Annotated in this window: 14 protein-coding genes; 5 read left to right on the forward strand and 9 right to left on the reverse strand. The window is 62.7% G+C overall.

What is annotated here, in order from left to right; translation table 11 throughout:
• Nucleotides 1-33: 33 nt before the first annotated feature.
• From IGW04_RS00130 to IGW04_RS00150, 5 genes are all read right to left on the reverse strand, one after another.
• On the reverse strand, nt 34-726 hold the full coding sequence (locus IGW04_RS00130) for a glutathione binding-like protein (protein ID WP_194710992.1): 693 nt from the start codon (nt 724-726) through the stop codon (nt 34-36).
• A 323-nt stretch (nt 727-1,049) separates the two neighbouring features.
• Entirely contained in the window at nt 1,050-2,312 is a 1,263-nt protein-coding gene (locus IGW04_RS00135; RefSeq protein ID WP_194710993.1) for an acyl-CoA dehydrogenase family protein, read from the reverse strand.
• 25 nt (nt 2,313-2,337) lie between these two features.
• Nucleotides 2,338-3,402 carry a phosphotransferase family protein gene (locus tag IGW04_RS00140; protein WP_194710994.1) on the reverse strand — a complete coding sequence of 355 codons (1,065 nt, stop codon included), beginning with the start codon at nt 3,400-3,402 and terminating at the stop codon, nt 2,338-2,340.
• 96 nt (nt 3,403-3,498) lie between these two features.
• The gene (locus tag IGW04_RS00145; protein ID WP_194710995.1) at nt 3,499-4,200 is read right to left on the reverse strand and encodes a histidine phosphatase family protein; all 702 of its coding nucleotides are present in this window, start codon (nt 4,198-4,200) and stop codon (nt 3,499-3,501) included.
• Nucleotides 4,201-4,210: 10 nt separating this feature from the next.
• Nucleotides 4,211-4,990 (reverse strand): oxepin-CoA hydrolase, alternative type, encoded by a 780-nt coding sequence (locus IGW04_RS00150; protein ID WP_194710996.1) that lies wholly within the window; start codon nt 4,988-4,990, stop codon nt 4,211-4,213.
• Between the two features lie 167 nt (nt 4,991-5,157).
• Here IGW04_RS00150 and IGW04_RS00155 point away from each other — a divergent pair, with 167 nt between their 5' ends.
• Entirely contained in the window at nt 5,158-5,802 is a 645-nt protein-coding gene (locus tag IGW04_RS00155; protein ID WP_194710997.1) for a glutathione S-transferase family protein, read from the forward strand.
• Between the two features lie 58 nt (nt 5,803-5,860).
• On the opposite strand, the gene IGW04_RS00160 is transcribed toward IGW04_RS00155, so the two are convergent.
• Both IGW04_RS00160 and IGW04_RS00165 read right to left on the reverse strand, forming a co-directional pair.
• On the reverse strand, nt 5,861-7,045 hold the full coding sequence (locus IGW04_RS00160) for a pyridoxal phosphate-dependent aminotransferase (protein WP_407672007.1): 1,185 nt from the start codon (nt 7,043-7,045) through the stop codon (nt 5,861-5,863).
• A 56-nt stretch (nt 7,046-7,101) separates the two neighbouring features.
• The gene (locus IGW04_RS00165; RefSeq protein ID WP_194710999.1) at nt 7,102-7,575 is read right to left on the reverse strand and encodes a putative toxin-antitoxin system toxin component, PIN family; all 474 of its coding nucleotides are present in this window, start codon (nt 7,573-7,575) and stop codon (nt 7,102-7,104) included.
• Between the two features lie 27 nt (nt 7,576-7,602).
• On the opposite strand from IGW04_RS00165, the gene yaaA reads away from it, so the two are divergent.
• Complete coding sequence (yaaA, locus tag IGW04_RS00170; RefSeq protein WP_194711000.1) at nt 7,603-8,370, forward strand: peroxide stress protein YaaA; 768 nt, start codon at nt 7,603-7,605, stop codon at nt 8,368-8,370.
• A gap of 43 nt (nt 8,371-8,413) precedes the next feature.
• On the opposite strand, the gene IGW04_RS00175 is transcribed toward yaaA, so the two are convergent.
• Entirely contained in the window at nt 8,414-9,223 is an 810-nt protein-coding gene (locus IGW04_RS00175; RefSeq protein ID WP_194711001.1) for an outer membrane protein assembly factor BamD, read from the reverse strand.
• A gap of 45 nt (nt 9,224-9,268) precedes the next feature.
• On the opposite strand from IGW04_RS00175, the gene IGW04_RS00180 reads away from it, so the two are divergent.
• Both IGW04_RS00180 and pgeF read left to right on the forward strand, forming a co-directional pair.
• A complete protein-coding gene (locus IGW04_RS00180) occupies nt 9,269-10,309 on the forward strand; it encodes an RluA family pseudouridine synthase (protein ID WP_194711002.1) in 1,041 nt (346 codons plus the stop codon).
• Nucleotides 10,306-11,055 (forward strand): peptidoglycan editing factor PgeF, encoded by a 750-nt coding sequence (pgeF, locus tag IGW04_RS00185; protein WP_194711003.1) that lies wholly within the window; start codon nt 10,306-10,308, stop codon nt 11,053-11,055. Before IGW04_RS00180 ends, pgeF begins: the two co-directional genes overlap by 4 nt.
• A 13-nt stretch (nt 11,056-11,068) precedes the next feature.
• On the opposite strand, the gene IGW04_RS00190 is transcribed toward pgeF, so the two are convergent.
• A complete protein-coding gene (locus IGW04_RS00190) occupies nt 11,069-11,329 on the reverse strand; it encodes a hypothetical protein (RefSeq protein ID WP_194711004.1) in 261 nt (86 codons plus the stop codon).
• Between the two features lie 63 nt (nt 11,330-11,392).
• Between IGW04_RS00190 and phaC the strand changes: the two genes are divergently transcribed.
• Complete coding sequence (gene phaC, locus IGW04_RS00195; protein ID WP_228526714.1) at nt 11,393-13,123, forward strand: class I poly(R)-hydroxyalkanoic acid synthase; 1,731 nt, start codon at nt 11,393-11,395, stop codon at nt 13,121-13,123.
• The last annotated feature ends 43 nt before the right edge of the window (nt 13,124-13,166 follow it).

Below are 13,166 nucleotides of genomic sequence, written 5' to 3' on the forward strand. Positions count from 1 at the left end.
TGCGCGATCCTTGCTGCAGCCGGCATCGATGCATCAGCGCTTGGCGTACTGGCTGGCGCCGAACAGCACCTCGCGCGCCTTGTCGTCGGTGATGGGCTTGCGCAGGTTGGCCAGCACTTCCACGCCGCGCTGCACCGCCGGTCTTGCGGCAATCCCGTCGAACCATCGCTTCAGATTGGGAAATTCCTCGATCTCCACGCCCTGGTTCTTCCATGAGCGCAGCCAGGGGAAGGTCGCGATGTCGGCGATGGTGTATTCGCTCCCCGCCAGATATCCTTCCCTGGCTACCTGCTTGTCGATCACGCCGTATAGCCGCTTGGCTTCGTTGGTGTAGCGGTTGATTGCATACTCGACCTTCTCCGGCGCATAGATACGGAAGTGATGCGCCTGTCCCAGCATCGGGCCAACGCCACCCATCTGGAACATCAGCCACTGCAAGGTGGTGAAGCGGTCGCGGTCGGTCTGGCCCAGGAACATGCCGGTCTTGCTGGCGAGGTAGACCAGGATGGCGCCCGACTCGAACATCGATATCGGCTTGCCATCGATGCCGTCGGCATCGACGATGGCCGGTATCTTGTTGTTCGGCGAGATCGCCAGGAACGCGGGCTTGAACTGATCGCCGGCGCCGATATCGATGTGATGCACCCGATAGGGCAGGCCGGTTTCTTCCAGCATGATGTGGACCTTGTGGCCATTGGGCGTGGCTGTGGAATAAACGTCTATCATGAACTTCCCTTGAAGTTGAACGAAGGATACGGTGCTGCAGGATTATGCAGAACTTTGCGGCTTTGCGCATGGGGCAAGCAGGCTCGCTGGCGCTGGCCCGGACCAACTCGTGGACGAACGCGTGGACCAACGCGTAGGGTGCAATACCCGGAGGGCATTGCACCATCGGTCGATCAGCCAAGCCAGCCGGCAATGGCACCCGGCATGCGAAGCGCGGCGCAATGCCCCTGTGGGGTATTGCGCCCTACGGGCTACGGGCGGTTTTTAAACAAAAGAGGCATGCTTGCGCATGCCTCTCGTTGGCGAGCCAGATGCTCCGGGTGTCAGGAGCGGGTGATAGGCAGCTCGGTATCCTCGCCCTGCAGCGTCATGTGCTTGGCCAGTTCCAGCTTGGCCACTGCATTGCGATGCACCTCGTCCGGGCCATCGGCTATACGCAGCGTGCGATTGCCCGCCCACATATAGGCCAGCGGGAATTCGTCGGATACGCCGGCCGCACCGTGCGCCTGGATCGACCAGTCCAGCACCTGCTGGGCCACGTTCGGCGCCAGCACCTTGATCATCGCGATCTCGGACTTCGCATGCTTGTTGCCTACCGTGTCCATCATGTAGGCAGCTTTGAGCGTCAGCAGGCGGGCGGTGTCGATCTGGATGCGCGACTCGGCCACGCGCTCGCGCCAGACGCTCTGCTCGGAAATGCGGCGGCCGAAGGCCACGCGCTCGTTCAGGCGCCGGCACATGTATTCCAGCGCACGTTCTGCCACGCCGATGGCGCGCATGCAGTGGTGAATACGGCCCGGCCCAAGGCGACCCTGGGCGATCTCGAAGCCGCGGCCTTCGCCGAGCAGCATATTGGATGCGGGCACGCGGACATTCTCGAACAGGATCTCGCAATGGCCGTGCGGCGCGTCGTCATAGCCAAACACCGGCAGCGGCCGCTTGATGGTCACGCCCGGGGTATCGGCAGGCACCAGGATCATCGACTGCTGGGAGTGGCGTGCCGCTTCCGGGTCGGTCTTGCCCATCAGGATGAAGATCTTGCAGCGCGGATCGCCGGCGCCGGAGATCCACCACTTGTGGCCATTGATCACATATTCGTCGCCATCGCGCTCGATGCGGGTGGCGATATTGGTTGCGTCGGAGGAGGCCACTGCCGGCTCGGTCATGGCGAAGGCGGAACGGATCTCGCCGCGCAGCAGCGGCTCCAGCCATAGCTGCTTGTGTTCCTCGCTGCCGTAGCGCTCGATGGTCTCCATGTTGCCGGTATCCGGCGCGGAGCAGTTGAACACTTCCGGCGCCCAGCCCACCCGGCCCATGATCTCGCACAGCGGCGCATAGTCCAGGTTGGACAGGCCCTCGGGGGCGCGCTTCGACTTGGGCAGGAACAGGTTCCACAGGCCCTGCTCGCGGGCCTTGGGCTTCAGGTCCTCGATGATGGCGGTGGGCAGCCAGCGATTGCCCTTTTCAGTGCCGTTGCGGTCGATCTCGGCCTTGTAGGCTTTCTCGTTTGGATAGATATGCTCATCCATGAAGCGCAGCAGCTTGCCCTGCAGTTCCTTGCAGCGGTCTGAATATTCGAATTCCATGTCATCTCCTCGTTGAATTGTTGTTTCAGGAACGGGCGCCGGAAGCGTATTCCCAGCCCATCTCGGCCATCGGACGCGTCGCCTGGCCAGCCTTCAGCGCCTGCTCGCTCGACGCGGTGCCGTCGACATAGCGCTTCATGATGCCCTGCAGGATGCCGGCCATGCGGAACATGTTGTAGGCCAGGTAGAAGGTGAAGTCCTCGCGCCTGATCGTGCGGCCGGTGCGTTCGCAGTACTTCGCGATGTATTCCTCCTCGCTGGGAATGCCGAGCGCCTTGTGGTCCAGGCCGCCGATGCCGCGGAACTGGCCGGGCGCGATATGCCAGCTCATCAGGTGATAGGAAAAGTCGGCCAGCGGATGGCCCAGCGTCGACAACTCCCAGTCCAGCACCGCCAGGATCCTGGGTTCGGTGGGATGGAAGATCATGTTGTCCAGGCGGTAGTCGCCATGCACGATGCTGGTCTCGTCGCCCGGCGGGATGTTGACCGGCAGCCATTCGATGAGCTTGTCCATCGCCTCGATCTTCTCGGTCTCTGAGGCCTTGTATTGCTTGGTCCAGCGGTCGATCTGGCGGGCAAAGTAGTTGCCCGGCTTGCCGAAGCTCTCCAGGCCGATGGCCTTGTAGTCGATGGTGTGCAGCTGCGCGATCACGCGGTTCATCTCGTCGTAGTAGGCAGCGCGCTCCTCGTTGCTCATGCCGGGCATGGACTGGTCCCACAGCACGCGGCCCTGCACGAAGTCCATCACGTAGAAGGCGCGGCCTATCACGGATTCATCGGTGCACAGCGCATACTGGCGCGGCGCCGGGAAGCCGGCCCGGTTCAGTGCGTCCATCACGCGGAACTCGCGATCGATCGCATGGGCCGAGGGCAGAAGCTTGGCGGCCGGGCCTGGCTTGGTGCGCAGCACGTAGCTGCGGCCGTCCGCGGTGAGCTTGAAGGTGGGGTTGGACTGGCCGCCCTTGAACTGCTCGACATTCAGCTGTCCCGAGTAGCCTTCCACGTGCTGCTGCATATACGCCTGCAGCGCGTCGACATCAAATTTCTGGCGCTCCGACACCGGCTTGGTGCCCATGAATTCTTCGTACATCGTGTCTCCCACATGTGAGTCGGAATCTTGTTGTCGGGGCATTCTACCGCATAAAATCGTACGATCGTACTAATCGAAAGACGTTTTTGCCGCGGTTCAGCGCCGCGACTTACGGTACTGTTCGAGCAGGATTTCCATCGTGGTGCTGCGGGTGTCGTCCTGCAGCACGGCCGGCGCGGCATGGTTGACGAAGCGCACCACCCAGTCCTTCGCATGCGTGCCCACGTCCAGCGCATTGATGCAGCCGGCGGTCTGCGCAAGGTTGCCCAGGAACAGGCGCTCGCCGGTCAGTGCCAGCGACAGGATGGCGCGATTGACGCCGCCATGCAGCACCAGCAGGGCTGTGTCCCAGTCGCTGTCCTGGCGCAGACGCTCCAGCGCCGGATGCACGCGGTCCATCAGTTCGCCGATGGATTCGCCATTCAGGAAGCGCCTGTGTTCGGGCACCACGCCTTCGAATGCGCCGGTAAAGGCTTCCTGCAAATCGGCGTCGGCGATCGATGCCAGCTTGCCGCCGCGTATCTCCACCAGCTCGGGCCAGACTTCAAGCGCAATGTCCTGGCCGGTCTGGGCCAGCACGCCCTGGGCGGTCTCCACTGTACGCGGCAGGCCCGACACGATCACCCGGTCGAAACGCACGCCATCGCTTGCGAAAACCCGTCCTGCCGCTTCGGCCTGGGCGCGCCCCTGCTCATTCAGCGGCACCGCCTCCGGCAGATAGGGCTTGCCGGCATCGTCGAAATAGGTCACGTTGCCATGCCGCATCAGGTAGATGCGGCGTCGTTTTGCTGTCGTCATTGTCGGCGGCCTATTTGTATTGCGGTTTGCGCTTTTCCAGAAAGGCGCTGATGCCTTCCTGCGCATCGCGGTGATGCAGGCTCTCGACGAAGTTGTGCTTCTCGGCCTTGAAATGCTCATCCAGCGTATTGTCACAGGCGTCGCGCGCCAGGGTCTTGATGCGTCCGGTCGCATTGGGCGACAGGGCGGCAAGCTCTTCGGCCCATGCCAGCGCATGCTCCAGCGCGGTGCCATCCGCGACCACCCGGTTGACCACGCCGACGTCATGCAGGCGGCTTGCGGCCACCGGCTTGCCTTCGATCATGATTTCCGTGGCGAGCTGGCGCGGCAGCGCATGCGACAGGAACCATGAGCCGCCGCCATCCGGCGTCAGGCCGACCTTCACATAAGCCATCACGAACTTGGCTGAAGCGCCGGCGACGATCAGGTCGCAGGCCAGCGCCAGCGAGAAGCCGGCGCCTGCTGCTGCGCCGTCCACGGCCGCAATCACCGGCTTGGGACAGTTGCGTATCGCATCGGTCCAGCCATTGAGCTGGTCGATCGAGTCGGCCTGCACGGCCTTGTCCTTGCCGCGGTTCTCCAGCAGGCGGTTCAGGTTGCCGCCGGCGCAAAAGAAGTTGTCGGCGCCGGTCAGCACCACCGCGCGTATCGAACTGTCACGCTCCACGGTGGCCAGCGATTCCACGGCGGCGGCATACATGTCGGGGTGCAGCGCGTTCTTTGCGCCCGGGTTGGACAAGGTGAGAATCAGCGTGGCGTCCTGTCGGGAAGCCTTCAGTTCAGCGGTCATGTCGCGGGGAAGGGTGGTTGGGATGAAGGATCATATACTGCGCCCTGCATGCTTGAAAAGCATGGTCGTGCGATTGTGCCGGCGGGTTGCTGCGGTTACTATTCCTGCGGCGTGCCCCGTGCCATCGGCACGGGCGCCTGAATCCAACAACAAATCAAGGAGATCAGATGTTCAAGCTTTGCGGTTTCGCTCTCAGCAATTACTACAACAAGGTCAAGCTCGCGCTGCTCGAGAAGGGTGTCGAGTTCGAGGAGGAGCTGGTATGGGCGGACCGCTCGGCCGCGCTCATGGAGAAGTCGCCCCTGGGCAAGATCCCTTACTGCGAGACAGACCATGGCCCGCTGTTCGAGTCGCAGGTCATCATGGAATATATCGAGGATGCCTATCCGCAAAACCCCCTGCTGCCGGCGGACCCTTACCAGCGCGGCCTGCAGCGCGAACTGATCACATTCATGGAGCTGCACCTGGAACTGGTGGCGCGTGAACTGTACGGGCAGGCCTTCTTCGGCGGCACGGTTTCGGAAGAGACCAAGGAGCGTGTCGGCAAGCTGCTCAAGCGCAATGCCGCCGCCTTCGGCAAGCTCGCCATGTTCGGCCCCTACATTGCCGGGGACCAGTTCACCATGGCTGATTGCGCCGCGCTGGTGCACCTGCCACTCATCAGCATGGCCAGCAAGATCGTCTATGGCGAAGACGTGCTGGCGGCGTACCCGGTGCGCGAGTACACCAAGATGCTGGCGGAGCGTCCGACGGTACAGAAGGTCAATGCGGATCGCAAGGCCAACGAGGCGATGCGCAAGGCAATGAAGTAAGCCTTGCCGTGCTGCGATGGCGCAAGCCGCGCCGTCGCAGCACAACGAAGCATCTGCCCTACAGCGTTGCCAGCCGTTCCAGCGCCAGCTTCAAGGTGGCATCCTGCTTGGCGAAGCAGAAGCGTACGATGCCCGATTCCCTGGGCTGGTGATAAAACGCCGACACCGGTATCGCCGCCACACCCATCTCGGTTGTCAGCCACTTCGCAAATTCCGCTTCCGGCAGGTCCGACACCGCGCGATAGTCCACGCACTGGAAGTAGGTGCCGTCGGATGGCAGCAGCTTGAACCGGGTCTGCGACAGGCCGTCGCGGAACAGGTCGCGCTTTCGCTGGTAGAACGCCGGCAGTTCGAGGTAGGGCGCGGGATCCTTCATGAAGGCGGCAAGGCCATGCTGCACCGGCGTGTTGACGGTGAAGACATTGAACTGGTGGACCTTGCGGAACTCATGCATCAGCGCCGCCGGCGCGGCGACATAGCCGATCTTCCAGCCGGTGACATGGTAGGTCTTGCCAAAGCTGGAAACGACGAAGGAGCGGGCCGCCAGTTCCGGATGGCGGCATACCGATTCATGCCGGTGGCCGTCATACACCATGTGCTCGTACACCTCGTCGGACAGCACAAGGATGTCGGTGCCGCGTACGATATCGCTCAGGGCCGCGATGTCGGCGCCGCGCAGCACCGAGCCGGTTGGGTTGTGCGGCGAATTGACCATGATCAGCCGGGTGCGCGGCGTGACTGCCGCGGCCACCTTGTCCCACGGCACGGCATAGCCGGCATCGCTCACTTCCATCTGCACGAAGACCGGGACGCCGCCGGCCAGCTGGATCGCTGGCACATAACTGTCGTAGGCCGGCTCGATCACGATGACTTCGTCGCCCGGATGCACGCAGCAGAGCACCGAGGTCAGGATGCCCTGGGTGGCGCCGGCCGTGACCGTGATCTCGGTGGCCGGGTCGTAACGATGGCCATAGATAGACTCCACCTTGTCGGCGATGACCTCACGCAACTGGGGAATGCCGGTCATGGGCGGGTACTGGTTCAGGCCTCTGCGCATGGCGTCGGCCACGGCATCGACCAGCGCCGGATCGCAATGAAAGTCGGGAAAGCCCTGGCCCAGATTGACCGCGCCCTTTTCGGTGGCCAGCGCAGACATCACGGTAAAGATCGTGGTGCCGACGTCGGGAAGGCGCGAGGTGATGCGGGAAAAGTCCATGCTGTGAGCTGCGTTGTCAGTGGCCATGTTCATGCGGGTAATAGGAGATGGAATGGGTTGTTCAGGCAATTCTGTGTGGCCGTTCATTCTAACGGCACGGCAGCGAGCTTTGCAGCCTCTTGCGCAGCTTCATGCTCGCGCACCCAGGCTTCCGGCGTCAGGATGCGAAACATGCCTGCCTTGGCCGCGCGCCGTGCCAGCTTCAGCAGCGCCTTGTCCTTGGTCACCAGCATCGCTGCCTGCGCGTCCCGTGCCAGCTCAAGAAACTTCTGGTCGTCGCGGTCGCTGCAGGTCGGCAACGGCATGCTGCCGGCCGGCGCCGTCACCAGGCTGATCAGCGAGTCGAACTGCGCCTCGGCCGCCGGCCGGGTTTCCTCGTTCAAAGGGAGATGCGGATAGCGCAGCACAAGGTGCCACTCGTCGCGGCAGTCGGCGCGCGTGACGGCTTCCGCCTTGCCATGTTGCAGGGCCAGCAGCAGGGCAGCCCAGCGTGGATCGTGAAAAATGAAGAGGTCGAGCAGGACGTTGGTATCGAGTACGAGGCGATTCGGTATCATTGCGGAAAATTTTTTCGTGGAAAGTGCATGCTGATTGTTTTATCCCCCGCCAAGAGCCTGGACTATGAATCGCCGGTCAATGCGCCAGAGCATACCCTGCCTGAATTCATCGATCATTCCGCCGAGCTGATCGACGGCCTGCGGCAATTGTCGCCTTCGGATATTGCCAGCCTGATGAAGATCTCGGACCCGTTGGCTGTCCTGAATGCCGGCCGCTATGCGTCGTGGACGCCGCAGTTTAACAGCGACAATGCCCGCGCGGCAGTGCTGGCCTTCAACGGCGACGTCTATGCCGGCCTGGATGCGGCCACGCTGCCAGCGACGGCGATGGCGCACCTGCAGTCGCAGGTGCGCATCCTGTCCGGCCTGTACGGCGTGCTGCGCCCCCTGGACCTGATGCAGCCTTATCGCCTGGAAATGGGCACCCGCTTCAAGACATCCCGCGGCGCCAGCCTGTATGCGTTCTGGGGAGATCTGGTCAGCAGGACGCTGGCCCGTGAACTGCAGGGCAGGCAGGCCGCCGCACTGGTCAATCTTGCTTCGGAAGAGTATTTCAAGGTGGTGCAGCCGGCGCTGCTCGGCGTGCCGGTGATCACGCCGGTTTTCCAGGACTGGAAGGATGGCCGCTACAAGATCATCTCGTTCTACGCCAAGAAGGCGCGTGGCCTGATGGCGCGCTATGCCGCCATCAATGCAGTGACCGACCCGGAGCAGCTGAAGGATTTTGATCTCGACGGTTACGCCTACGATGCAGCCGCTTCCGGCCCGTCAGAGTGGTACTTCAGGAGACGTTGAGGATGCGCCGGCCCGATATGGCGGGCCGGTTTCAGTTGAGGAATTACCAGATCTTCCACCAGGGAGAGGTCTTTTCCTTGCGCTTGCCGCCGCTTAGCGCCAGTTCGCTGTTGGGGAAGTTCTGCTTGAACACCCGGGCGGCGTCGTCGCGCAGTTCCGGCATGCCCAGCGCGTCATAGGAACGCATCATGATGTACAGCGCATCCTCTACAGCGGGCGTGTCCTTGAACTCGCGCACCACCTGCTGCGCACGGTTGGCAGCTGCCAGATAGGCGCCGCGCCGGAAATAGTAGTTGGCCACGTGCACGTCGTAGCGGGCCATTGCATCGACCAGGTAAGCCAGGCGGTCGCGCGCATCCTGGGCATAGATGCTGTTGGGGAAGCGGTCGATGAGCAGCTTGAAGGAATCGAAGGCCTCGCGCACCGCTTTCGGGTCGCGCTCGGTCAGGTCCTGGCGGGCGACGAAGTCGAACAGGCTCAGCTTGTCGTTGAAGTTGATCAGGCCGCGCAGGTAGTACATGTAGTCAACGTTCGGATGGTTCGGATGCAGCTTGATGAAGCGCTCGACCGCGGCCAGCGCCTGCGCCTGGTCGCCCGAGCGATAGTAGGCGTAGGCGATGTCCATCTGCGCCTGCTGCGCATAGGTGCCGAACGGATAGCGCGACTCCAGTTTCTCGAAATACTTGATCGACTTCTCGTAGCCGCCGGCCTTCAGCTCGTCGCGCGCCTCGGCGTAGAGCTTTTGCGCCGACCAGTTCCGGGTTTCGTCTATGGGTTCGGTTTGCAGTAAACTGCACGCCGAAAGCGACAACATGAATGCGATCAAAAGAATTTTGAGGGATTTTTTTTGCATGGGAGTTTCGCGTGAAGACGACTGAACAATAGATGATTATAGCTGATGGGATTTGCCGTGCCGCCAATTGAAGACCCGAACCAACCCGACTTTCCGACCGACCAGGACGACGACTTTGGCGATGATGCCGAAGCCGGCGCCGGTGATGGCGCGCCAATGACGCTTGTGCTGTCGGAAGCCGACTGCGGCATGCGTCTCGACAAGGTATTGACCAGCCGGCTGCCGCAATATTCGCGCAGCCGCATCCAGCAGTGGATAGAGGACGGCCACGTCACCGTCGACGGCAAGACCGCCCGCGCCAAGACCACCATGTTCGGCGACGAGACCGTGCTGGTTCAGCCACAGGCCGCGGCCGATGCGCATGCCTACGAACCGGAAGCAATGGCGCTGGATATCGTGCATGAGGATGACGCGATCATCGTGATCAACAAGCCGGCAGGACTGGTGGTGCATCCCGGCGCCGGCAACTGGTCCGGCACGCTTCAGAACGGCCTGCTGCATTATCACAAGCCGATTGCCGATGTGCCGCGTGCCGGCATCGTGCATCGCCTGGACAAGGACACCAGCGGCCTGATGGTGGTTGCGAAGACCATGCAGGCCCAGACCGACCTGGTGCGCCAGCTGCAGGCGCGCACCGTGCACCGGGTCTATCTGGCGCTGGTATGGGGCACGCCGCAGGTCGGCGGCAAGGTCGATGCGGCCATCGGGCGTCATCCGCGCGAGCGCATCCGCATGTCGGTGCAGAACAATCTGAGCGCCAAGCCGGCGGTCACCCGTTTCCAGCGGCTCGCCACCGGCATGCTGGATGGCAAGCCGGTCAGCCTGGTGCGGTGCGAACTGGAAACGGGACGCACCCATCAGATCCGGGTGCACATGCAGCACCTGGGTTTTGCGCTGGTGGGCGATGCGCTGTACGGCAAGCCGCACCTGGCATCGGTGTTCCACCGCCAGGCGCTGCATGCCTGCCGGCTGGGCCTGGTCCATCCTGGAAGCCGGGCAGAATGCGAATGGACCACGCTGCTGCCGGCGGACTTTGCCGCCCTGCTGGAAAAAGCCGGCATCGCCACCGCCAATCTCGACGCATGAGCAATCTGATCGTTCCCGCATGGAAGCTTGACCCCGGGCCGGTGCGGGCCCTGTGCACGACCCGCCGCGGCGGCGCAAGCCAGGCCCCATATGACGACGGCGCGGGCGGGCCGGGCCTGAACCTGGGGCAGCATGTCGGCGACGATGCCGCGCATGTGAGCGCGAACCGTGCCTGGCTGCGGACCTTGCTTCCGTCCGATCCGGTCTGGCTGAACCAGGTGCATGGCGCCGCCGTGGTCGATGCCGGCGCGGTTTCCGGCGTGCCCGATGCAGATGCCAGCTTTGCCACGACCCCCGGCGTCGTCTGCGCGGTGCTGACCGCGGACTGCCTGCCGGTCCTGTTCTGCGACATGGCGGGGAAAGTGGTGGCGGCGGCCCATGCCGGCTGGCGCGGCCTGGCGGCGGGCGTGCTCGGCAATACGGCAACGCGCATGCGCGAGGCAGGCGCGGAGCGGATACAGGCCTGGCTGGGGCCGGCGATCGGTCCGCGGCGTTTTGAAGTCGGTGCGGATGTGCGGAAGGCCTTTGCTGGCCTTGATCCGGCCGGGCGGCACTTTGCGCTGCAGCCAAATGGAAAATATCTTGCCGATATCTATGCGCTGGCGCGCCTGGAGCTTCATGCCTGCGGCGTGGACCTGCTTGATGGCGGCGACTTCTGTACGGTCGAGGATGCGCCGCGCTTCTATTCCTACCGTCGGGATGGCGTCACGGGACGCATGGCCTCGCTGATCTGGATCGACGCCTGATGAGCCTGATGAGCTAGCCCTGGCTCTTGCCGGGCGGCTCCTTGTCCGACGCTTTGTCATCATTGGCCGCTGCACGGGCAATCGCGGCCTCGGCCTGTCGCTGCTGTTGGTCAAGGCGGCGGCGCTTGCGCTTGCCTCCGCCGCTGATGTATAAGAGTATGGCCACTGGCAACAGGCCATACAGGATCAACGTCATGACGCCGGCGACCGCATTTTCTTCCGCGATCGACATCATGAGCACGACATACATCCAGCCAATGGCGACTATGAACATGAGGAACACCGCTGGTAATGAAGAGTTAAAACCCTAACGATACGCGAAACCTGGAAGACAAGCATGAAGACGCTCACTCCGCAGGATGCAGCAGCATGGATGGCCCAGCTGTCCGACCCGAATGCATGGCAAAGCTGGCTCAAGCAGCCACAGATGGGGCAATTGAATGGAAGCGGCATGCTGCCCGGCCCTTTGTCCTCCGACCTGGCAGTGCTGATCGAGCCTGAGGCGCTTACCCGCCTGCAAAGCGACTACGTAAAGGAGTTCTCGACGCTCTGGCAAAGCCTTGCCACATCGAGCACCCCGGACATCAAGGACAAGCGTTTTTCCGGTGAAGCCTGGAAATCAAACGCGCTGTATGCCTTCAACGCCGCGGCCTACCTGCTCAATGCCCGCTTCATGATGGCCATGGCCGATGCAGTGAAGGCTTCGCCCAAGGTCAAGCAGAAGATCCGGTTTGCGATCCAGCAAACGATCGATGCGATGTCACCGTCCAACTTCCTGGTCACGAATCCCGAAGCGCAAAAGAAGCTGGTCGAAACCAAGGGCGAGAGCCTGGCCAAGGGCATTGCGCTGATGCTGGCCGACATGCAGAAGGGCCGCATCTCCCAGACCGATGAAACCGCATTCAAGGTCGGGGAGAATGTCGCCACCACCGAAGGCGCGGTGGTTTTCGAGAACGAACTCTTCCAGCTGATCCAGTACAAGCCGCTGACCAAGACCGTGTTCGAGCGCCCGCTGCTGCTGGTGCCGCCGTGCATCAACAAGTTCTACATCATGGACCTGCAGCCCGCGAACTCGCTGGTCCGTTATGCGGTGGAGCAGGGCCATAGCGTGTTCCTGGTGTCCTGGGTCAATCCGGATGCCTCGCTCAAGCAGGCAAGCTGGGACGACTATATCGAAACGGGCGCGATCAAGGCGATCGAGGTGGTGCGCGACATCACCGGCCAGGACCAGGTCAACACCCTGGGCTTCTGCGTCGGCGGCACCATCGTCGCCACGGCGCTGTCGGTGCTGCTGGCGCGCGGCGACAAGCCGGCATCCAGCCTGACGCTGCTGACCACGCTGCTCGACTTTTCCGACACCGGCGTGCTGGAAGTCTATATCGACGAGGCGCAGGTGGCACGCCGCGAAGCAGAGATCGGCGGCGGCGGCATGATGCCGGGCCGGGACTTCACCGCGGCCTTCTCCAGCCTGCGCCCGAATGACCTGGTCTGGAATTACGTCGAGCAGAGTTACCTGAAAGGCGTGGAGCCGCCGGCCTTTGATCTGCTTTACTGGAATGCGGACGCGACCAATCTTCCTGGCCCGATGTTCTGCTATTACCTGCGCAACATGTATCTGGAAAACAATCTGCGCGAGCCCGGCAAGCTGCAGGTTGCAGGGCAGGGCATCGACCTTGGTCGTCTCGACCTCCCAGCCTTCGTCTACGGCTCCAAGGAAGACCACATCGTCCCGTGGCAGGCGGCGTATGAGTCGCTGAACCTGATCAATACAAAGAAGCGCTCAAACAGCCGCTTCGTGCTCGGCGCTTCCGGGCACATTGCCGGCGTGATCAACCCGGCCGCGAAGAACAAGCGCAGCCACTGGGTCAACAAGGCAACGCCAGCCAGCGCGGCGGAATGGTTCGAGACGGCGACCGAGAAACCAGGAAGCTGGTGGACGGAATGGGCTGCTTTCCTCGCCGAGCAGGGGGGCAGGGAAATCAGTGCGCCGAAACGCTATGGCAACGCGAAATACAAGCCGATCGAAGCGGCGCCAGGCCGCTATGTGAAGCAGAAAGCGGTGGCCTGATCACCTTGCAAGGCCGCGTGATGCGGTGCGAAACAGGTCTTAA

The organism is Noviherbaspirillum soli (assembly GCF_015352955.1).
In the GTDB taxonomy this organism is placed as follows: domain Bacteria; phylum Pseudomonadota; class Gammaproteobacteria; order Burkholderiales; family Burkholderiaceae_D; genus Noviherbaspirillum_A; species Noviherbaspirillum_A soli.